Here is a 21928-nt window from a genome sequence, read left to right as displayed (position 1 = left end):
ATATATAAGAAAAAAAAGGATGCCTGAAAGCACCCTTTACAATGTATTTCGCCATGCCAATAATTCCTGTTTCTCCATAGATGTTATCCTCTCTTTTTCTACAAGAATATCAACTAAAGAATCAAAATTAGTCAGCGTCTCAAATGGAACATCGATAGCGGTAAAGTTATCATCAGCTTTCTTCAGATTATAGCTGAAGATAGCCAACACTTTCGTCACAATTGCCCCTGCATCCTGCAGTGCTTGGACTGTGTTGATAACAGAGCCGCCGGTTGAAATAAGATCCTCGATAACGACTACATGTTTACCCGCAACGTCTGCTCCTTCGATTTGGTTGCCTTTTCCATGACCTTTTTTGCTGGATCGAACATAGATCATCGGCAGAGCTGCTTTATCAGCAAGCCATGCAGCATGCGGAATTCCACCGGTCGCACAGCCTGCTATGATATCTGTTTCCGGCAATTCTGCTAACTTCTCTTGAAACTGGCGAGCTATTGCCGTCCGCACTTCCGGGTGACCGAGTGTCAGCCGATTATCACAGTAAATCGGCGAGTGGATTCCAGATGCCCATACAAAACTTTTGGCTGGATCAATTTGAATCGCATCAATTGATAGCAATGCTTCTGCTATATTAGTTGTAGTTGTCATAGTTTTTCCACTCCTCGATTACTTGTTCGTATGCTTGTTTCGGATTGGATGCTGCTGTAACGCTTCTTCCGATTACGAGATAGTCCGCTTGCATTTTCCTAGCACCAGCAGGTGTTGCGATACGGTGCTGATCGTTTCGGTCGGATCCAGCGAGCCGTATTCCTGGCGTGACAGTCAGGAAATCTGTTCCACAAGCCGCCTTGATACTAGTCGCCTCATGAGGAGAACAAACTACCCCATCAGCACCTGCTGCTTTGGACAATTCCGCAAGATGCAAGGCATAAGCAGCGAGTTCCATCGACTGTTTAAGGTCGGTCTGAACCGTGTCTTCATCCATAGATGTCAGCATAGTCACAGCTATCAGTTTAGGAACAGCATTTTTTGCTCCCTGCAACAGACCTTCTTTTGCGTCTTCAATCATCTTTGCTCCGCCTAACGCATGAACATTAAGTATATCTACATCAAGTCCTGCTAGATTGCGCATGGCACTTTTGACTGTATTCGGTATGTCATGCAGCTTTAGATCGAGGAAGATTGGATGCTTATTTTCTTTGAGCCGGTGGATGATGGACGGCCCTTCCCGATAGAAAAGCTCCATTCCGACTTTAACTGGAACCTCAGTAAGGCTATGCCGATCAAGGAAATGCAGCGCTTCTTCCCCAGTAGGGAAATCAAGCGCGAGATAGATTGGAGTCTGCATGTTCATGCCCCTTTCCGATTGCGTCCTCGGCACTCGCGAATCCGTACTTTTGCAGGACATCCGGCAAGTTCTGGATGATTTCAGGGCAGACGAATGGATTCTGGAAATTAGCGGTACCTACTGCCACAGCAGATGCACCTGCTAAAAGGAATTCCAGCACATCCTCAGCCGTTGTGACTCCTCCCATGCCGATAATCGGCAGGTTAGTCATTTGACGTATTTGGTAAACCATGCGGATTGCTACTGGCTTTACGGCTGGACCGGACAACCCGCCTATTTTGTTGGCTAGCAATGGCTTCCTGCCTGCTAGGTTAATTTGCATACCTGTCAGTGTATTGATTAAGGACAGGCCATCTGCCCCTCCTTCTTCCACTGCGCGAGCTATGACCGTTATTTCGGTGACGTTCGGTGAAAGCTTCACGTAGACTGGTACATTACTTACTTCTTTCACAGCAGCTGTAACCAGTTTGGCAAGCTCAGGATCTGTGCCAAACTGGACACCACCTTCTTTCACATTTGGACAAGAGATATTTAGCTCTATCGCTTTTATCACGGAGTGCTTGCTTATTTTCCGTGCTACTTCTACATACTCTTCGACTGTGCTGCCTGCTACATTAGCGATAATCGGAGTATTGAAATCTGCTAAAAACGGAAGTTCTTTCTCCATAATCTGGTCCACACCTGGGTTTTGTAAGCCAATGGCATTGAGCATACCTGCAGTCGTTTCGGCAACTCGCGGCGTGCTATTTCCGTAACGTGCGGAACCGGTTGCTGCTTTTATCGTAATCGCGCCGAGGAGGTTTAAGTCATAAAGCTCGGCATACTCCTTGCCAAAACCGAAACAGCCGGAAGCTGGTAAAATAGGATTCTTCATATCCAGGCCTGGAAGATTGACGTTTAAGTTCATGCCAGCACAACCTCCTTCGCTCGAAAGACAGGTCCGTCTTTGCATATTTTCTTATAGCCGCTTTCACTGTCAGGTGCTGGTACGACACACGCGAAACAGGCGCCGATGCCACAGCCCATCCGCTGTTCGATTGAGATGAAACCTTCTTCCTCCTCAAGCTGAATGGATACAGCTTTGAGCATGCCTGTAGGACCGCAGGTGAAAAACTGATCGAAAGAGAATTCTTCTTTTTTGATAATATCCGTTACAAACCCTTTTTCCCCTGCGCTTCCGTCATCAGTTGCAAGATAATAGTCTCCAAGTTTACGGAATGCTTCCTCATAGAAAACTTGCTGTTTGTTTTGGAATCCAGCTACCATCGTTACCTGGATGCCTTTTTCATGCAGACGCTTTGCTAGATAGTAAAGAGGCGGTACACCGATTCCCCCTCCAACGAGCAATGCCTGCTCCATTTGAAGATCATCGACTGGATAACCTTGTCCACATGGTCCAAGTGCATCCAGCTTATCTCCCGGCTCTGCTTTGGCCAGCGTATTTGTTCCTTCTCCAAGCAGTTTGAAAATGATCGTGATTGTGGAATCTTGTTTATCCACACCAGCGATGCTGATTGGACGGCGCAGCATATGATTGCTGCCTTCTCCTACAAGCAAATGAAGGAATTGACCGGGCAGGATGTTCTCCTGCGCCATCTTTCCCTTGAAGGTCATTTCTACTGTATCTTTTGCGATTGTTTCCCTGCTGATAATCTCAAGATGTTCATGAATCAAGACGGCATACCTCCTGCTACTACAGGCTTAGCAGTGAATGTCATCGATTCGATGATAGTCGCAATCGCTTTGGCTGTATCTAGGCTAGTCAGACAGGCGATACCATGCTCAACAGCTTCACGACGGATAAGGAAGCCGTCTGATCTAGGCTGTTTGCCGGAAGTCAATGTGTTAACAACAAATTGTACTTCCCCATTTTCAATGATGCTGATTACATTCTGCTCAGAAGCACCGACTTTTCCAACTGTTGTAACTGGAAGTCCTGCTTCTTCTACCGCTGCACTCGTTCCTTCGGTAGCGTACAGCTGGAAGCCGAGGGCATAGAATAGTTTTGCGATTTCCATCGCTTCTTCTTTGTCTTTATCCGCTACAGTCAGTAAGATAGCTCCTTCTTGCGGTAATGATAGACCGGAAGCAAGCAGTCCTTTGTACAGCGCTTTTTCGAGTGTGCGATCATGCCCGATTGCTTCGCCTGTCGATTTCATTTCCGGTCCGAGCAGCGTATCGACACTGCGCAGCTTCTCAAAGCTGAATACCGGTACTTTCACATATACATCCTCTGGTTCCGGCAGTAATCCGGAAACATATCCCATGTCAGCAAGCTTTTTACCTAAAATTGCTTTTGTTGCGATATTTGCCATCGTTACATGTGTGATTTTGGACAGGAACGGAATGGTACGGCTGGCACGCGGATTCACTTCCAACACATAGGCTTTGTTTTGATGGATAACAAACTGTATATTGATCAAGCCTTTTACTCCAAGAGCCTTCGCTATTTGCATTGTCGCATCGATGCATTGCTGGCGGCATTCCTCGGTTATCGTCTGTGTCGGATAGACAGCAATGGAATCTCCTGAATGGACGCCGGCACGTTCGATATGCTCCATGATCCCTGGAATGATCGTTGTTTCGCCATCGCTGATGGCATCAACTTCCACCTCGATACCGGTCAAGTATTGGTCAATCAGTACAGGATGATCATGTCTGACATGTACACGTTTCTCCATGTAATTCTGCAATTCCTCGTCATTATAGACGATCTCCATATTGCTTCCGCCAATCACATAGGAAGGGCGGACAAGTACGGGATAACCGATTTTTTCCGCTGTCGCAGCAGCATCCTCAAGCTTTGTGATAGATGCTCCATCTGGTTTTGCAATCTTCAATTCATCAAGCAGTTTTTCAAATTTATCCCGGTCTTCTGCTGTATCAATTGCCTGCAAAGATGTTCCGAGCACCTTGACGCCACGGCGTTCCAACCCTTCTGCCAGGTTGATAGCAGTCTGACCGCCGAACTGTACGATTACACCTAGCGGATTTTCCAGGTTGACGACATGCATGACATCTTCCAGCGTAAGCGGCTCGAAATACAGCTTATCGGACACACTGAAATCCGTCGAAACGGTTTCTGGGTTGCTGTTGATGATGATTGCTTCATACCCTGCTTCCCGGATAGCCAGGACACTATGGACTGTTGCGTAGTCGAATTCGATTCCCTGTCCGATACGGATCGGTCCGGAACCGAGCACAATCACTTTCTCCTTTTCAGAAGCTATCGATTCATTTTCTTCTTCATAGGTGCTGTAGAAATAAGGTGTTTGCGATTCGAATTCCGCGGCACACGTATCTACCATTTTGTAAACAGGCTGAAGGTCATTTTCAGTACGGAATTCGTATACTTTGTCTTCCGTTGTGTTCCACCAGTGTGCTATTTCTCGGTCAGAAAATCCTTTTTGTTTTACTTCCTTCAACAATTCCAATTCCCATGGCTGTTCCAGCAAACTTGATTCCATTTCAATCAATGCTTCAATTTTCCAAAGGAAGAAGCGGTCAATCTTAGTCAGTTCATGCAGCTGCTCAATTGTGTATCCGCGGCGGAAGGCTTCAGCCAGAACAAACAGACGTTCATCATCTGCTTTGACAAGTCGATGCTCCATCTCGTCATTACTCATGTAGTCAAGACTGATAGATGCAAGACCGTTTGCTTTGTTATCGAGTGAGCGAACACCTTTCAGCAAGGCTTCTTCCACATTCCGACCGATTGCCATGACTTCTCCCGTAGCCTTCATTTGCGTACCTAGTTTGCGGTTTCCGCTGACAAATTTATCAAATGGGAAACGTGGCAGCTTGGCAACAACATAGTCTAGTGCCGGCTCAAAGTACGCATACGTTGTACCTGTTACAGGGTTTTTGATTTCATCCAATGTTAAACCAACAGCTATTTTTGCGGCCATCTTGGCGATTGGATAACCTGTTGCCTTGGAAGCAAGTGCGCTTGATCGGCTTACACGCGGATTCACTTCGATGATGTAGTAGTTGAAGCTATGCGGATCCAAAGCCAGCTGTACATTACAGCCTCCCTCGATCTGCAGTGCTTTGATGATTTTTATGGAAGCGTTGCGCAGCAGCTGGTATTCCCGGTCACTCAGTGTCTGGGAAGGTGCTATGACAATGCTGTCACCTGTGTGGATGCCGACTGGATCGACGTTTTCCATATTACAGACGACGATTGCCTGATCATTTTTATCGCGCATTACTTCGTATTCGATTTCCTTGAACCCGGCAATATTCCGTTCAATCAGACATTGCGTCACCGGAGAAAGCGCTAATCCGTTCTTTGTGATTTGTTTTAGCTCCTCCAGGTTATAGCACATTCCTCCGCCCGTTCCGCCAAGCGTGTAAGCTGGACGTACAATCAGAGGAAAGCCAATTTCTTCTGAAAAAGCCACTGCTCCTTCTACAGTTGTGACAATCTGGCTTTCTGGTACTGGTTCTCCCAGCTGATGCATCAAATCACGGAATTGCTCTCTGTCCTCGGCCTGCTGAATGGCTTCGAGTGATGTACCAAGCAGTTCTACACCGAATTCCTTTAAAATACCTGAGTTATCAAGTGCAACAGCCAAGTTCAATCCAGTCTGTCCGCCAAGTGTCGGCAGCAAAGCATCTGGCTGTTCCTTACGGATGATCTTGCTTAGGAATTCAACCGTGAGCGGCTCCATGTAAACAGTATCCGCAACAGTATGATCCGTCATGATCGTAGCAGGATTGGAGTTAGCAAGAATGACGGTATATCCTTCTTCACGCAGTGCCTGGCAGGCCTGTGTTCCGGAATAGTCGAATTCTGCCGCTTGCCCGATCACAATCGGTCCTGAACCGATGACAAGTATCTTCTGGATATCAGTGCGTTTAGGCATAAGTTGCTTCCCCCTTGAATGTTTGATTGCTTTGTGATGTCATGGAAAGAAAGTCATCGAATAGATGGCGTGTATCCTCAGGACCAGGTGCTGCTTCCGGATGGTACTGCACACACATGACCGGATATTTGTTATGTTTAAGTCCTTCTACTGTGCCGTCATTTAAGGCTACCTGCGTCAGAATGAGTTCCGTCGCAGCCAATGATTCCTTTGTGACTGTATAGCCATGATTTTGTGAGGTAAGGTAGGTTTTCCCTGTTTCCAAGTCTTTAACAGGGTGGTTGGAGCCCCGATGTCCGAACTTCAGCTTTTCTGTATTTGCACCGGCTGCAAGTGCGATCAGCTGGTGACCGAGACAGATACCGAAAATAGGTACTTGGCCGATCATCTCACGAATAGTCTGTATGGCAGGTTCCACATCTTTCGGATCGCCAGGTCCATTCGTCAGCATGATGCCATCAGGGTTTAAATGGAGGATTTGTTCGGCTGTGTAATGCCAAGGTACAACTGTGATATGACAGTCGCGGGCTGCCAATTCACGAAGGATGCCGTGCTTCATCCCAAAATCCATGACGACAATGCGTTTGCCGCGTCCAGGTACGACATAAGGCTTGGCTGTACTCATACGCTGTACTTGATCGTTTGGAAGTGTGATTGTTTCCCAGAATGGATCCGCTGTAAGTGTTTCGACTGCCTCTGTCAGTCTAGCTTTCATCGCGCCTTGTTTGCGGATGATTTTTGTCAGTTTACGAGTATCGATACCTGCGATACCTGGGATTTGATGAAACTTCAGAAAAGAATCAATTGTGTGCTGCTTCCGGAAGTTAGAAGGTGCTGCAGCAGCTTCTTTTACAACTAAGGCCTGAATGGATGGCTGGATGCTCTCGAAGTCATCACTGTTGATACCATAGTTGCCGATCAGTGGATACGTCAGTGTAACAATCTGACCGCAGTAGGAAGGGTCGGATATAATCTCTTGATAGCCTGTCATTCCAGTGTTGAAGACGATTTCTCCATTCGATGCGTTATCGCTGCCGAACGCTGTGCCAGTAAATACTGTACCGTCTTCTAGGATAAGTTGTCGTTTCTTCATTTTACCGCTTCCTTTCTGTAGACGATTTCTCCGCCAAAGATTGTCATCGTCGGCTCTCCTTTATAGCGCCAGCCAATGAATGGTGTGTTTGTTCCCTTGGATTGGAATTGTGCCGGATCTACTTCTCCTTCTGCTTCTAGGTCCAATACGGCTAAGTCTGCCGCTGCACCTATTTCGAAGCGGCCATATGGCAGTCCGAATGCCTGTGAAGGTTTGATCGTTAGCCAATCAATCAGCTGATTGAGCGTAAAGATATTTGTCTCAACAAATTGCGTGTATAGCAGGCTGAAGGCAGTTTCTGAGCCAACGATACCGAATGAAGCATCCAGCATGCTGACGTTCTTCTCTTCTGCTGTGTGCGGGGCATGATCTGTTGCGATCATATCTATCGTTCCATCAAGCAGCCCTTCAATCAGTGCCTGACGATCAGCTTCAGATCTGAGTGGCGGATTCATCTTAAAGTTTCCGTCATCTGTTATGATATCTTCATCGATAAGAAGCAAGTGATGCGGTGTAACCTCAGCAGTCACGCGGATACCCGCACGTTTAGCATCCCGGATGACCCGGACAGATTCTTTTGTGCTCACGTGGCAGATATGATAATGACATCCAGCAGCTTCGGCCAGCAGAATATCACGGGCGATATGTACTGACTCGGAAACGCTATTGATACCCGGCAAACCAAGTCGTTTGCTCGCTGTACCTTCGTGCATGACGCCACCTGGAACGAGACTGTCATCTTCGCAATGCGCCACAACTGGAATTCCAAGCTTTGCTGCTCGCTGCATTGTCTCCAGCATCATCCCAGCCGATTGGATTCCAAGACCATCATCCGTAAAGGCAAAAGCTTCTTTCATGTTTTCCATGTCCACTATTTCACGGCCCAGCTGCTGTTTCGTGATAGCAGCATATTGCAGTACACGGACTACGCCGCTTTCTTTATTTCGAGCCATGATGGATTGGAGCGTTTCTGGACAATCTGGTGCTGGTCTGAGGTTAGGCATGGCAGCTACTGTCGTGAATCCGCCTCGAGCTGCAGCTTTTGTACCTGTTTCAATCGTTTCCTTCTTTTCTGCACCTGGTTCACGCAAATGTACATGGACATCCACAAAGCCTGCTGTTACTAGCTGACCTTCTAGATCCTCTACATGATCTTCTGCTGTAATCTCGATTTGACTGGCAATTTCAGTGATAATACCATCCTCGATTTTCACCATTACTTCTTCCAGTGTCTGATCAGCTGTTAACTGCTTCGCGTTTGTTAAGATTGTAGCCATGCTTGATTCCCCATCCTTCCAATAGTGTAATGATAACTGCCATTCGTGCTGCTACGCCGTTTTCCATTTGACGGAATATCCTCGAGCGTGGTGCTTCCACGAGACTGTCGTCTATTTCGATGCCGCGATTGACTGGCGCCGGGTGCATAATGATCGCGTGCTGCTGCATCTTTTGTTCCCTGGCTTTCGTCAGTCCGTATTGTTCCAAATATCCAGATGCTTCTCCTTTTGATTCATGACGCTCAAACTGAATACGAAGCAGCATCATCACATCACATTGTTCCACTGCATCATCCATACTCAATACCGGTATTCCAAGTGTTTCATCCATCCATTCCGGCTTGCCTGCTGCAAAGACGTGCGCCCCCAATTTGCGCAGTGCCATTGCATTGCTTCTGGCAACCCGGCTATGACGGATGTCACCGGCAATGACGATTTTCAAGTCCTTGAAGCGTCCATACTCCTGATATATTGTCATCAGATCAAGCAAGCATTGTGTCGGGTGCTCCCCTTTTCCATCACCGGCATTAATAACCGGTATATCCAGCTTTTCAGCAAGCATTGCAGCTGTTTGTTCCTCTGGATGACGGATTACAAGGACCGAAGCGCCGATCGATTGAAGGGTCTTAGCGGTGTCATAGACGGTCTCGCCTTTGGTCACGCTGGATGCCTCTGCGGCGAAGTCCAGCACTTCCAGGCCAAGTTTCCGTTCTGCTACGGTAAAGCTCATCTTCGTCCGTGTGCTCGGCTCGAAGAATAGATTGGCTGCGAACAGCTGCTCCCTGTATCCTGATACCCCCTGTACCTGTATGTCTGTAGCGAGCTGTACGAGCTGCAGCAGTTCCCCTGCAGTAAGATGCTTCATCGATACGAAATGCTTCATGTCCTTCTCCTCCTTATTTGGATGCTTGTTTCTGATCCTCGACTGTGAACAGACTGCCGTTTCCAAGACCGGATGCTTTACCCGGCAATACAAGGTTCAAGACGACACCAACTAGTGCTGCTAATGCCATGCTGTTAATCTCCAAGTCTAAATCGGCTATCTGGAAGCGAAGGAAAGCTCCGCCGATTCCGATGACCAAGATGATTGAGCTGATGATCAAGTTACGTTTGTCGCCAAGATCAAGCTGGCTGTCGATCATCGTTCGAAGACCGCTTGCAGCGATGATCCCAAAGAGCATGATGCTCACCCCACCCATGACTGCTGAGGGTACTGAGCTGATTAGAGCAGTGATCAAGCCCGTGAATCCGAATAGAATAGCAAGTACTGCTGTACCCCCGATGACGAATACACTGAATACTCTTGTGATCGCCAGTACCCCGATGTTTTCCCCATAAGTTGTGTTTGGCGGACCGCCAAGCACAGATGCGATCATTGTCGCGATTCCATCACCCGCCAAAGAAGTATGCAATCCTGGCTTGACGAGCATGTTTTGATCGACAATCTTGGATAATGCCAGCTGGTGTCCGATATGTTCGGAGACTGTTACAACCGCGATAGGCACCATCGTGAAGAAAAGCTGCCAGCTGAATACATCAGTGACGTTGTAATCAACAAACGGGATGGTAAAGTTCGGTACCGTGAAGATTCCGCTGAAGAAAGCACCGATGCTATCCGCTGTAACGATTTGGTTCCAGGCTGCCTGTACTCCGCTTGTGTCAACAATTCCTTGCGTTAGCGCGAAAATATACCCGCCGATGATTCCGATCAAGACCGGAATCAATCCAAGAAATCCTTTCAGGAAGATGGACGCTGCTACTGTTATTGCTAATGTGACCAGTGCAATTGTGAAGTATTTTGTGCTGTATTCCCCTGTATCAGGTGCATTCATTGCCATATCCACCGCAGTCGGCGCCAGTGCCAGACCGATGACGATGATGACTGGTCCAACAACAATCGGCGGAAGCAGTTTAATGATACTTCTCATTCCGCCGAGACGGATGGCGATCGCAACGACGCCGTAAGCAAGACCTGCGAAAAAGCTGCCAATCATGGCGCCGCCGATTCCGGCAGTTTCAATCGCCTGTGTGATCGGATAGATGAAAGCGAAGCTTGATCCTAGATAAGCTGGCACTGTCCCCCTTGTAATCAGGATGAATGCGAGTGTGCCGACACCGCTTGACACAAGTGCTACTGCCGGATCAAGCCCGGTGAGTGCCGGCACCAGAATAGTGGCACCGAACATTGCGAATAAATGCTGTAAGCTGAATATGATCCATTGATTCCATTTTGGTATGTCGTGTATGTTTAATGCTGGCTTCATCTGTTTCTCTCCTCTTTTTCCCTATAAAAAAAGCCTCTTCGCGATTATGGTCGCAAAGAGGCACACGTCTGCCACTTCCGTGACTACGTTGTTGCTTGCGACCTTGTAAGCCTCTCTGGACTTCCATTAAAGGTCCTTATTCATTTTCGTAAATATCGACGCTCTCGTAATCATCTGTCTCTTCCAACTCGACAACGATGACTTCCGATTGCGAGGTCGGAATGTTCTTTCCGATATAATCGGCCCGAATCGGCAGTTCCCGATGTCCTCTGTCGATCAGAACTGCTAGTTGGATCTGCGCTGGACGTCCCGCGTCCATGATTGCATCCATTGCAGCTCTCACTGTTCTTCCTGTGTATAATACATCATCAATCAAGATGACATTCTTATTCGTTAAATCTGTTCCGAGCTTCACTGGCTGCACCATCGGTTCCTGATTATCGGAAGCATGTGCCAAGTCATCCCGGTACAACGTGATATCCACTTCTTCAAGCGGTACAGTCACTTTTTCGATTCCTTCTATCTTCTGCTGCAGGCGTTTCGCGATGGGAACACCTCTGGTCTGGATACCGACAAGAACCAAATTTTCCGGTCCTTTATTGCGTTCTAGGATTTCATGTGCAATCCGTGTGAGCGCACGCCCAATTGCAGCCTGATCCAGCAGGGTTGCTTTCTTATTCATTTTCTTCCCACCTTCCTTTGAAGCTACGAAAAAGCCCCTTATCACCATGAGGCAATAAGGGGCTTGGATACTATACGTATCCCGTTCTTCTCCGCTTCCTTATCAGCCTCTCTGGACTGTCTTAAAGGTTCTTATTCAACTGCATTAAGTATCGCATGTCAGAGAACGACTGTCAAGCATTGAACTTCAACTTGTCCAATTCATCTTGGAACACGTCAGGAACAGGAGCTTCGAAATGCATCCATTCACCAGAGATAGGGTGGTTGAAGCCAAGAACAGCAGCATGCAGCGCTTGGCCACCGATATCCAACGTTCTGCGCGGACCGTATTTAGGGTCTCCAGCAAGCGGATAACCGATGTATTGCATATGCACACGAATCTGATGTGTTCTGCCTGTCTCCAGCTTACATTCCAAATAAGTGAATTCATCAAAACGTTCCAGCACCTCAAAATGCGTCACTGCAGGTTTTCCATTTTCTACGACAGCCATTTTCTGACGGTCATTTGGGTCACGTCCAATTGGCGCTTCAATTGTGCCAAACTCGTGATCGATCACACCATGAACAATGGCACGGTACTTCCGTTCAATGTCATGTTCCTTCAGCATATCTGTCAATTTTTGGTGCGCTTTATCATGCTTAGCGACGACTAGAAGGCCGCTTGTATCCTTATCGATACGATGTACGATCCCCGGACGCATCGTTCCATTGATACCGGATAGATCTTTAAGATGATATAGCAGCGCGTGAACCATCGTACCAGTCTGATGACCGTTGGATGGATGTACAACCATTCCTCGCGGCTTATTCACAACTGCAATATCTGCATCTTCATAAATGATCTCAAGCGGGATATTCTCCGCTTCGATTTTCATTTCTTCAGGTTCCGGAATCGACCACTCGATCACGTCCCCTTCTTGCACAGTATACTTATTCTTTACTTTAGTGCCGTTCACAGTAACCAGATCCTCTTTGATCCAGCTCTGAGCCTGACTCCGGGAAACATCCTCCTGGATATCAGATAACAGTTTATCGATGCGCAAACCCGCTTCCTCGGCTGCGACTGTATGGTCAAACTGACTCATGCTTCTTTTCTTCCTTTCTTTCGCTCATCAAGCAGCATTGCAATAATGATGAGGATTACACCTACAACCAGACAGGAATCCGCCACGTTGAAGATTGGATAATGATAGTCACCGAATCGTGTATCGACGAAATCGACGACCTCCTTACGAAACAGCCGATCGATGAAGTTGCCGATGGCTCCGCCAAGTACAAGCGAAAGACCGGCACCCATCAATTTGCTTTCCTTGCTATATTTCACAATATAGTAGCTGACTATGACAATAACAATCGCTGTTACAAGATAGAAGAACCAAAAATGACCTTCCAATATCCCCCAGGCTGCTCCTCTGTTACGATGAGAAGACAGGTACAGGAAATTATCGATGATCGGAATTGACTCTCCTTCCGTCATATTCTTCACTACTGCCAATTTTGTTAGCTGATCAATGATGATCAGAATAATCGCAATGACAAAATACATGGACTTCTTTTCCTCCGTTCAAATACAATCTACCTTGCATTTTACCATAGATGCGGCTAAAAAGATTGTCCAGATAAAAAGAAAGCTTCGCCTTAAAGCGAAGCTTTCTCTCCTTACGCGTGATAGTGTGCTTCCACGATACTTGCACAGCGCGAACATAGCTCAGGATGCTTCTCATCCTGCCCAACTGTGTCAGAAGCAACCCAGCAGCGTTCGCATCGGTCTGCCGGATGTTTTTCCACACGAACAGCCACATGTTCATAATCAGCAGCATCTGCATCTGCATCCACTACATCAGCCTCAGATACAATAAGCAATTGATGCAAATTATCAATGCCTTGAAGAAGCTGTTTCGTTGCATCGTCTTTTGCAACAATCGTTAATTTAGATTCGAGTGATTTACCAATGACTTTCTCACTTCGGGCGATTTCCAAAGCTTTCAGAACATCATCACGTACTTTCATGAAATGATCCCATTTTGTCAATAGCTCATCATGATCTGCAATTACTGCAGCTTCTGGGAAGTCAGTCAACTGGACGCTTTCTGCTTTTTCACCAGGAATATAGCTCCAAGCTTCCTCTGTTGTATGTGCAAGAATCGGTGCAAGCATTTGCAGAAGCGCTTTTACGATTTCGTAATAGGCAGTCTGGATGCTGCGGCGTGCTGGATGATCAGCAGCCTCGATATAAAGGATATCTTTACCGAAATCAAGGTAGAACGCACTAAGTTCTACAGAACAGAAGCTAAGGATTGCAGAATATACATCCGCAAATTCGTATTTGTCGTAGCTCGCGCGTACGTGCTTCGTCAAGTCAGAAAGCTTCGCAAGCATATAACGATCCACTTCCACCATATCAGCATGCGCTACACTGTCCTTCGCAGGATCGAAATCATGCAAGTTGGCAAGCAAGAAGCGGAACGTATTCCGGATTTTGCGATAGCCTTCGGATGTCTGTTTGATGATTTCATCAGAGATACGGACATCTGATTGATAATCCACGGAAGCAACCCATAGACGGAGGATATCCGCACCATACTGCTTCATTATTTTCGCCGGTACAACGATGTTTCCAAGCGATTTACTCATCTTCTTGCCTTTTCCGTCCAATGCAAATCCGTGGCTTAGAACTGCTTTGTACGGTGCTTTGCCTGTTACAGCAACAGCAGTTGTCAAGGAAGAGTTGAACCAGCCGCGATATTGATCGGAGCCTTCCAAGTAAAGGTCAGCTGGACGCTGTAATTCCGGACGGTTCACTAACACACCTTGGTGTGAAGAACCAGAGTCGAACCACACGTCCATGATATCTGTTTCTTTCGTGAAGATGCCGTTCGGGCTATGCTCGGAAGTGAAGCCTTCAGGCAATAGGTCTTTTGCTTCTCTTTCGAACCAGATGTTAGAGCCGTGCTCAAGGAATAGGTCGGAAACATGCTGGATCGTTTCTTCTGTGATGATAGGTTCTCCATTTTCACCGTAGAATACAGGAATCGGAACACCCCATGCACGCTGACGGGAAATACACCAGTCTTCACGATCACGGAACATGTTATAAAGGCGTGTTTCGCCCCATTTCGGGAACCATTCCACTTCCTTGATTTGTTCGATGATCTGCTCACGGAATGCTTTGATGGAAGCAAACCATTGCGCTGTTGCACGATAGATGACAGGTTTCTTTGTACGCCAGTCATGCGGGTAAGAATGTGTGAAGAACTCAAGTTTCAGTAATGCGCCTTTTTCTTCAAGCAGTTCTGTGATTTCTTTGTTTGCCGTATCATAGAATACACCTTCAAAACCAGGAGCTTCACTTGTAAATACTCCTTTGTCATCTAGCGGGCTGATGATTGGCAATTTGTATTTTTGACTGGCAAAGAAATCTTCTTCCCCGTGTCCAGGTGCTGTGTGTACGCAGCCTGTACCGCTGTCAGTCGTAACATGTTCGCCAAGAATGATCAACGATTCACGGTCATAGAAAGGATGCTGTGTTGTAACGTACTCTGCTTCTTTTCCTTTGAATGTTTTCAGTACTTCAGGACTGCTCCATTCAAGTGTTTCTGTAACGCTGCTAAGCAAGTCTTCTGCCACGACATATTTCTCGCTGCCGACTTGTGCAACCACGTATGTCACTTCAGGATGAAGCGAGATTGCAACGTTAGCAGGCAATGTCCAAGGAGTTGTTGTCCAAATGATGAATTTCTCGTCACCTTGGAACAAGTTCTTACCATCTCTTACTTGAAAAGCTACATAGATAGATGCAGAGCGTTTGTCTTGGTACTCGATTTCAGCTTCTGCCAAAGCAGATTCAGAAGATGGAGACCAGTATACTGGCTTCATACCTTTATAGATATAGCCGCGTTCAGCCATTTCGCCGAACACTTTGATTTGTGCTGCTTCATAATCCTTTGTCAGCGTGATATAAGGATTATCCCAATCCCCCCGAACACCTAGTTGCTTGAACTGTGTGCGCTGGTTATTGATCTGCTGCATCGCATATTCAGCACAAAGACGGCGGAATTCCGCAACCGTCATTTTCTTGCGGTCGACTTTCTTTTTCGTAAGCGCCTGCTCGATCGGCAGTCCGTGTGTATCCCAGCCTGGAACATATGGTGCATGGAAGCCAGACATCGATTTATAACGCACGATAAAGTCTTTCAATACTTTGTTAAGCGCATGGCCCATATGAAGGTCACCATTGGCGTATGGAGGTCCGTCATGCAAAACGAAGAGCGGGCGCCCTTCCGTTCTTTCCTGCACTTTTTTGTAGATGTTTTGTTCTTCCCAGTCCTGCTGCATTTTTGGTTCTTTGTTCGGCAGGTTGCCGCGCATCGGGAAAGCCGTTTCCGGCATCAGCAGTGTTTCTTTGTAATCCAATGTTTTTTCCTCCTTATGATGACCGATAATTTTGGGCAAAAAAAGGAGTCCCTCATCATCCCAGAAGGGACGAGAGAGACTCGCGGTACCACCCTTATAGACAGACTAGTATCGTCTATCCACTCGAATTCGTAACGTGAATGAGACGTCCATTTCTACTGCTTGCGGTTCGAATGGAAACTAGCGGGTGATGTTCGAAAGAGATACCGTACCAGGCTCTCACCTTCCCTGGCTCGCTTTGAAAGCGGTATGGACTTCCTACTGTCCCGATCACAGTCTTTATATCATGGTCATGTTGTTTGCTAATAATAGTAAAATTATATGTAAGTTTGCGAAAAACGTCAAGCGGACTTTATTCCGCCTTCTCTTCCTCAGGCTCATACGCTACCTCTGTGGCGAATAAACCATCCCAATCATCCGTTTCAATCATCTCAAGCTGTGCTTCCACCAGCATCTTCAAGCGTGTACGGAATACTTTTGCCTGTTTTTTAAGGTCCTCGACTTCCAAAGCAATCTGGCGTGACTTTGTGAGGGACTCATTGATGATACGGTCAGCATTCTTCTCAGCTTCTTTGATGATCAGCTTAGACTCTTTCATTGCATTGCCCTTCACTTCTTCGGCAGTTTCCTGCGCTACAAGGATCGACTTATTCAAAGTCGTTTCAATATTATTGAAATGTCCAAGTCGTTCTTCGAGCTGCTGTACACGTTCTTCTAAATCCTTCTTCTCTCGGATGATGATCTCATAATCCTTGATCACCCTGTCTAGGAAGTCGTTTACATCATCTTCATCATAACCGCGGAATCCGCGGGCGAACTCTTTATTGTGAATATCCAAAGGTGTTAATGGCACAACGGCCACCTCCTGTAAAAGAATCTAAATAATAGCTGTTATTCGACAAAGATAGCATAAATTAACCATTACGGCTACTTTAATTTTTCCAATGCGATTCGCTGCTTGTCCTTCTTCGTTGTACCTTTCACTTCTGCAAGCTTGCCCCTGCCCATTCCTCGCAGAGATATGAGGTCTCCCTCAGCCAATTGAAAGCTGACATCCTCGACCGTCTTGAAATTGACTTTGACAAGCCCTTTCTGGATGCGCTCTGCAGCCTGCTGGCGTGACATACGATAAAGTTCCTTTACGATAGCATCCAGCCTGAGGGAGGAGACAGTTGTTTCGCTCGTGACCCATTCTACCTCTTCAGGTCTGAACCGTTTAGGATCTACTGATTGCCACGATACCTTGGCTCTTTTAACTTCAACTAAATTCGCACGTATGTATGTTGCGATGTCTGATGTAGTGAAAAGCTGGATTATGCCTTCCCTAACACTTATATCACCCAGTTTTTTGCGATCGATGCCAAGGGAAAGGAAAGACCCCATCACATCTCGGTGCTCAAGTGTGACAAACTTATCGGGATAAGCAGCTTCGAGCAGCTCGATACTAAAGTCCTCGGGAGTTATCGAGTCATAAAGCGGAGCGATAATTCCCCGCTTTCTTTCCGCTTTTTCCGTCCCGCCAGAAAAAGCCCACTGCAGCTCGGTCTGACCGCCTAACAGCTGTCGGAAGATAAGCTGTTCCCGGGGATCCAGGAAATCGGTCACCCGGGGCTGGTATTGACGCTCCACTTGTTCCATCCAGGAAAGAATTTGGTCAATAAAAGGACGTTCCTCTTCCCGGTAATGCTGATAGATACTCACGTTACTTTGTACTCCTCATCACTAGAAAATCATTGCATAAATTGTATACAAACCACTCTCCGCCAAGCGCAATACAATGATCCCAACGATTGGGGAGAGATCTATCATTCCCAGCGGTGGAATGAATCGTCGAAATACATCCAAATATGGTTCACAAATCCTTCCTAAAATTTCACCGAATGCCGACTGCCGGGCTCCCGGGAACCATGACATCAGTATATAGACGATCAACGCAAAAGAATATACTGTGAAAGCTGTACTAATTATGCTCCAAAGCATCTGCTTCTACCACCTCTTATTATAGTCATCCTGCTCCTCTATCATATCGGATATGCTGCCAGTTAGTTCAATATTGTCCGGAGCACACAGGAAGGTTTGACTGCCCAGTTTCTGGATATCACCATTAACCGCGTAGACTGTACCACTCAGAAAATCAACGATACGCTTAGCCTGGTGATGGTCGACACGCTGTAGATTAAGCACTACCGCTCTTCTGTTTACAACATGATCGGCAATTTCCTGTGCTTCATTATATGTCCTTGGCTCGCAAAGAACGACTTTAGAAGAGGATTGCACACTTTTCAGGCTGACAACGTTCTGATTCTGGTTCCGCCCGCCTGGCTGATATGGCTCGATCTCCTCTTGTTCGTTTGGCTGTTCCTCGACATATTCATATTCTTCATCATCTACAGTAAAGAAATTTTTCATCTTATTCTTGAAACTCATTTTCTTCACCTCGCTTTTTAGTATGGACCTACAAGAGCAGAGCCGACCCGGATATGAGTCGCTCCTTCTTCTATAGCGATTGTGTAATCATTACTCATTCCCATGGATAAGAATGTACAAGGCGCATGTGTCAACCCAGCAGCTGCCACTTCGTCACGAAGCTGTCTCAAGCCGCTGAACACACTGCGAAGTACATCTTCCTCCTCTGTATTAGGTGCCATCGTCATCAAACCGACAATTTCAATTGCCGGAAATTCTGCAAGCTCTTTGATAAAAGCCAGCGTTTCATCAGGGGAAACACCTGATTTGGTAGCTTCTCCGCTCACATTGACTTGGACAAAGCACTTGATCTTCTTTGTTGCCCGTTTCTGAATTTCCTTTGCGAGCGACAGTCTGTCCAGTGCATGCAGATAATCCACCTGATTGATGACATCTTTTACTTTCCTTGTTTGCAGGCTTCCGATGAAATGCCATACAGCTTTTTCTCCAATGATTGCCTGCTTCTCAAGAAAACCTTCGATCCGATTCTCGCCTAAATCGACAATACCGGCATCGACAGCTTCTTCTGTTCGTTCAATTGTAACATATTTCGTAACGGCAAGGAGTGTTATATCCTCGGAATTTCGGCCTGTTTTAGCCGCTGCCGAGCTAATATCATCCTTGATCCGTTTCAAATTCTCTTGTACTGTATTCATGCTTACTCCTCTTTCATCCCGATAAAACCGATCATACGGCCGGTTTTTCCTTGATCTTCCCGATGTGAATAGAATTCCGGAGAATCGTATGTACAATGCGCCGCTGTCAATATGTTTTCATCCAGAATATCTGCTTGCAGCATATACAGCCGATTGAGTGTCTGCAGATCAAGATAATATCGATCCGATCCGCTTGGCTCCAGCACCTTAGCCCGGAATTGCTCAGGTATCTGCTGTACAATATGATCGTCCACTTCGTATCTGTTCTTGGATATACATGGTCCGATCATCGCTTGTAAATTTTCCTTGTTTGCTCCGTTGTTACAAAGAGCTTCAATCATTTTCCCTGCCATATTTGCGACAGTTCCGCGCCAGCCAGCGTGTGCCATTCCGATCCACCCACTAGTACTATCGAAAAAATAAAGAGGCACACAGTCTGCAAAGAAAGCAGCAAGAAGCATGCCTTTTTCATTCGTGATCAAACCATCAACTGATGGGAGGCTGTCAGCTAATTCCCGGCTTCCGCGACCTGCTTCTCTTTTGGTGACGACCGCTATTTCCGTCCCATGGACTTGCTCACCCAGTACCCATCTTTCCAAGGGGAACTGAATTGCTTCGGCAAGAAGCTGACGATTTTGGACGACCGCTTCTGGCTCATCGCCGACATGCAGTCCCATATTCAGACTATGAAAAGGCGCTTTACTCACACCATTGTATTTTGTCGTAATTCCGCAGACGATACTGTCAGGAGCTGACCATCCGCCAAGCTCCATATACAGCCCTTTCAAGTCGGAAGCTGTTTCTCTCATATGGTACCCACTCCTCTGATTGCTTTTATAGTACCATATTTCCGCTTGATTCTGTACAAGATTACTTGCTCGCTTCTTCTGTCACAGATGCTTGTTCAGGACTTTTGATTAAGATGACATCTGTTCCAATCGTGATGATCTGATTCCATGGAACGACTAATTCCTCTTCCTTCCCGAACAGCCCCATCATCTTCCCTCGAAGTGTTACGATAATTGCTGATATATGACCATTTTGTTCATTAATTTCCAAATCGGACACATTCCCTACTTTTTTACCATTCTCCATCAGAACTATATCCTTCATCTGCAATTCGGTTAGTGTCATCAATACTTGGCCCCTTTGCTCTTTTCTTCTAGTCTATGCGGCCAAGCTCATGAATTAGCATGCAAACATAAAAAAGACACCTGAATCAGGTGTCTTCACTCGAACATTTGTTTATTCATTTCTTCTATTGCAGCTTTTTCCAGCCGCGATACTTGTGCTTGGGATATACCAATTTCGTCTGCGACTTCCATCTGTGTTTTGCCTTGGAAGAAACGCTTGTTCAGAATCATTTTTTCCCGTTCGTTCAGACGATGCATACCTTCTTTCAAAGAAAGATTATCGAGCCAGTTAGCATCATTTTCCGACTCGCTGCGAAGCTGATCCAAAACGAATATCGGGTCACCCCCATCGTTATAAATCGGCTCGAACAAAGAAACCGGATCCTGGATCGCATCCATTGCGAATGTTATATCAGAGGGCTGCACACCTAGCTCTGCAGCAATCTCAGCTGTTGTTGGGTCTTTAGAAGTCTTAGCAATCAGCTGCTCACGTACCTGCAAAGCTTTGTATGCCGTATCACGCAAGGAACGAGAGACCCGAATCGGATTATTATCTCGTAAGTAGCGGCGAATTTCCCCTATGATCATCGGCACTGCGTATGTAGAAAAACGCACATTATGCTTCAAATCGAAATTATCAATGGATTTCATTAGTCCGATACAGCCTACTTGAAAAAGATCGTCAACATATTCTCCTCGATTATTGAAGCGCTGAATAACACTGAGCACAAGTCGGAGATTCCCATTGACGAGTTCTTCCCGGGCTGAAATGTCGTCTTCTTGCTGCATGCGGATGAATAGCTTTTTCATTTCCTCATTTTTGAGTACTGGCAGCTTTGAAGTATCTACCCCACATATTTCAACTTTCTGTCTCGACATATTCCTTGACCTCCCGAATGAAGATACGATGCAAGCACAGTATCTCCCCGCGGGAATTTTTTTATGCAAAGACAAATGGTGCCTGACATTGTCCGGCAGTGGACAAATACAGGCACCAGTAAGGCTTAGAGCATTTTATTAAATTCTTTTTGCAATCGGCGGATAATCTTCTTTTCCAGACGGGATATATAAGACTGGGAAATCCCGAGCATATCAGCCACATCTTTTTGCGTTTTCTCTTCCTGTCCGATAAGCCCAAAGCGTAGTTCCATGATTTGCTTTTCTCTGTCATTGAGCTGTTCCAAGGCTTTTTTTAGTAAATTCTTATCTACATTCTTCTCGATATCCTTCGTGATGATGTCATCGTCTGTTCCTAATACATCTGATAAAAGCAGTTCATTGCCATCCCAATCAATATTGAGCGGTTCATCAAAACTGATTTCTGATTTCAGTTTGCTATTCCGGCGTAAATACATGAGAATTTCATTTTCTATACAGCGGGAAGCGTATGTTGCAAGCTTGATTTTCTTTTCTGGATTGAAGGTATTCACAGCCTTGATTAAACCGATTGTTCCAATGCTAATCAAATCTTCGATATTGATGCCGGTATTTTCGAACTTCCTCGCTATATACACCACCAGACGAAGGTTGCGCTCAATCAGCATCGCTCTTGCCGATTTATCACCAGTAGGCAGAAGCTGGAGCAATTTGAACTCCTCTTCCTTCGATAATGGAGGAGGCAAAGCCTCGCTGCCTCCGATATAATAAATTTCCTTTCGCTTGATTTTAAGCTTGACGAGAATTTTATACCACCATATTTTCAGCTTCCATGCTTTCATTCCCATGTTTA

Annotated in this window: 22 protein-coding genes and 1 other annotated feature; all 22 genes read right to left on the bottom strand. The window is 46.2% G+C overall.

The window, feature by feature from the left end; genetic code table 11:
- Positions 1-36: 36 nt before the first annotated feature.
- A complete protein-coding gene (gene pyrE, locus ABXS78_RS07250; RefSeq protein WP_366249522.1) occupies positions 37-648 on the bottom strand; it encodes an orotate phosphoribosyltransferase in 612 nt (203 codons plus the stop codon).
- Positions 632-1348, bottom strand: coding sequence for an orotidine-5'-phosphate decarboxylase (gene pyrF, locus ABXS78_RS07245; protein WP_366249521.1), 717 nt, complete (start codon positions 1346-1348; stop codon positions 632-634). The genes pyrE and pyrF overlap by 17 nt, the downstream gene beginning before the upstream one ends.
- Positions 1320-2255, bottom strand: a complete 936-nt coding sequence (locus ABXS78_RS07240; RefSeq protein WP_366249520.1) for a dihydroorotate dehydrogenase — start codon at positions 2253-2255, stop codon at positions 1320-1322. Before ABXS78_RS07240 ends, pyrF begins: the two co-directional genes overlap by 29 nt.
- Positions 2252-3022: a dihydroorotate dehydrogenase electron transfer subunit gene (locus tag ABXS78_RS07235; protein WP_366249519.1), complete on the bottom strand. Its 771-nt coding sequence runs from the start codon at positions 3020-3022 to the stop codon at positions 2252-2254. Before ABXS78_RS07235 ends, ABXS78_RS07240 begins: the two co-directional genes overlap by 4 nt.
- Positions 3019-6216, bottom strand: a complete 3198-nt coding sequence (carB, locus tag ABXS78_RS07230; protein WP_366249518.1) for a carbamoyl-phosphate synthase large subunit — start codon at positions 6214-6216, stop codon at positions 3019-3021. Before carB ends, ABXS78_RS07235 begins: the two co-directional genes overlap by 4 nt.
- Positions 6209-7309, bottom strand: coding sequence for a carbamoyl phosphate synthase small subunit (locus ABXS78_RS07225; protein ID WP_366249517.1), 1101 nt, complete (start codon positions 7307-7309; stop codon positions 6209-6211). The genes carB and ABXS78_RS07225 overlap by 8 nt, the downstream gene beginning before the upstream one ends.
- Positions 7306-8586, bottom strand: a complete 1281-nt coding sequence (locus tag ABXS78_RS07220) for a dihydroorotase (protein WP_366249516.1) — start codon at positions 8584-8586, stop codon at positions 7306-7308. Before ABXS78_RS07220 ends, ABXS78_RS07225 begins: the two co-directional genes overlap by 4 nt.
- Positions 8546-9469: an aspartate carbamoyltransferase catalytic subunit gene (locus ABXS78_RS07215; RefSeq protein WP_366249515.1), complete on the bottom strand. Its 924-nt coding sequence runs from the start codon at positions 9467-9469 to the stop codon at positions 8546-8548. Before ABXS78_RS07215 ends, ABXS78_RS07220 begins: the two co-directional genes overlap by 41 nt.
- Positions 9470-9482: 13 nt before the next feature.
- Positions 9483-10850, bottom strand: coding sequence for a solute carrier family 23 protein (locus ABXS78_RS07210; protein WP_366249514.1), 1368 nt, complete (start codon positions 10848-10850; stop codon positions 9483-9485).
- A 136-nt stretch (positions 10851-10986) separates the two neighbouring features.
- Positions 10987-11532 (bottom strand): bifunctional pyr operon transcriptional regulator/uracil phosphoribosyltransferase PyrR, encoded by a 546-nt coding sequence (gene pyrR, locus ABXS78_RS07205; RefSeq protein ID WP_366249513.1) that lies wholly within the window; start codon positions 11530-11532, stop codon positions 10987-10989.
- Between the two features lie 172 nt (positions 11533-11704).
- A complete protein-coding gene (locus ABXS78_RS07200) occupies positions 11705-12616 on the bottom strand; it encodes an RluA family pseudouridine synthase (protein ID WP_366249512.1) in 912 nt (303 codons plus the stop codon).
- Positions 12613-13077, bottom strand: a complete 465-nt coding sequence (lspA, locus tag ABXS78_RS07195; RefSeq protein WP_095223041.1) for a signal peptidase II — start codon at positions 13075-13077, stop codon at positions 12613-12615. The genes ABXS78_RS07200 and lspA overlap by 4 nt, the downstream gene beginning before the upstream one ends.
- Positions 13078-13190: 113 nt before the next feature.
- Positions 13191-15944, bottom strand: a complete 2754-nt coding sequence (ileS, locus tag ABXS78_RS07190) for an isoleucine--tRNA ligase (RefSeq protein WP_366249511.1) — start codon at positions 15942-15944, stop codon at positions 13191-13193.
- Positions 15945-16006: 62 nt separating this feature from the next.
- Positions 16007-16227, bottom strand: a binding site (T-box leader).
- Between the two features lie 69 nt (positions 16228-16296).
- The gene (locus ABXS78_RS07185) at positions 16297-16797 is read right to left on the bottom strand and encodes a DivIVA domain-containing protein (RefSeq protein ID WP_095223039.1); all 501 of its coding nucleotides are present in this window, start codon (positions 16795-16797) and stop codon (positions 16297-16299) included.
- A 74-nt stretch (positions 16798-16871) separates the two neighbouring features.
- On the bottom strand, positions 16872-17645 hold the full coding sequence (locus ABXS78_RS07180) for an RNA-binding protein (protein WP_366249510.1): 774 nt from the start codon (positions 17643-17645) through the stop codon (positions 16872-16874).
- Between the two features lie 21 nt (positions 17646-17666).
- Entirely contained in the window at positions 17667-17924 is a 258-nt protein-coding gene (locus tag ABXS78_RS07175; protein WP_366249509.1) for a YggT family protein, read from the bottom strand.
- Between the two features lie 6 nt (positions 17925-17930).
- Positions 17931-18371 carry a cell division protein SepF gene (locus tag ABXS78_RS07170; RefSeq protein WP_095223037.1) on the bottom strand — a complete coding sequence of 147 codons (441 nt, stop codon included), beginning with the start codon at positions 18369-18371 and terminating at the stop codon, positions 17931-17933.
- A 17-nt stretch (positions 18372-18388) separates the two neighbouring features.
- On the bottom strand, positions 18389-19066 hold the full coding sequence (locus tag ABXS78_RS07165; RefSeq protein WP_366249508.1) for a YggS family pyridoxal phosphate-dependent enzyme: 678 nt from the start codon (positions 19064-19066) through the stop codon (positions 18389-18391).
- A gap of 2 nt (positions 19067-19068) precedes the next feature.
- The gene (gene pgeF, locus ABXS78_RS07160) at positions 19069-19875 is read right to left on the bottom strand and encodes a peptidoglycan editing factor PgeF (protein WP_366249507.1); all 807 of its coding nucleotides are present in this window, start codon (positions 19873-19875) and stop codon (positions 19069-19071) included.
- A gap of 61 nt (positions 19876-19936) precedes the next feature.
- Entirely contained in the window at positions 19937-20200 is a 264-nt protein-coding gene (locus ABXS78_RS07155) for a YlmC/YmxH family sporulation protein (RefSeq protein WP_366249892.1), read from the bottom strand.
- 95 nt (positions 20201-20295) lie between these two features.
- The gene (sigG, locus tag ABXS78_RS07150) at positions 20296-21078 is read right to left on the bottom strand and encodes an RNA polymerase sporulation sigma factor SigG (protein WP_095223034.1); all 783 of its coding nucleotides are present in this window, start codon (positions 21076-21078) and stop codon (positions 20296-20298) included.
- Between the two features lie 125 nt (positions 21079-21203).
- Positions 21204-21917, bottom strand: a complete 714-nt coding sequence (sigE, locus tag ABXS78_RS07145) for an RNA polymerase sporulation sigma factor SigE (protein WP_095223064.1) — start codon at positions 21915-21917, stop codon at positions 21204-21206.
- Between the last annotated feature and the right edge of the window lie 11 nt (positions 21918-21928).

Source organism: Terribacillus aidingensis, assembly GCF_040703035.1.
Classification (GTDB): domain Bacteria; phylum Bacillota; class Bacilli; order Bacillales; family Amphibacillaceae; genus Terribacillus.
Note: the sequence above shows the minus strand (reverse complement) of the source record. Positions and strands in the feature narration are given on the sequence as shown.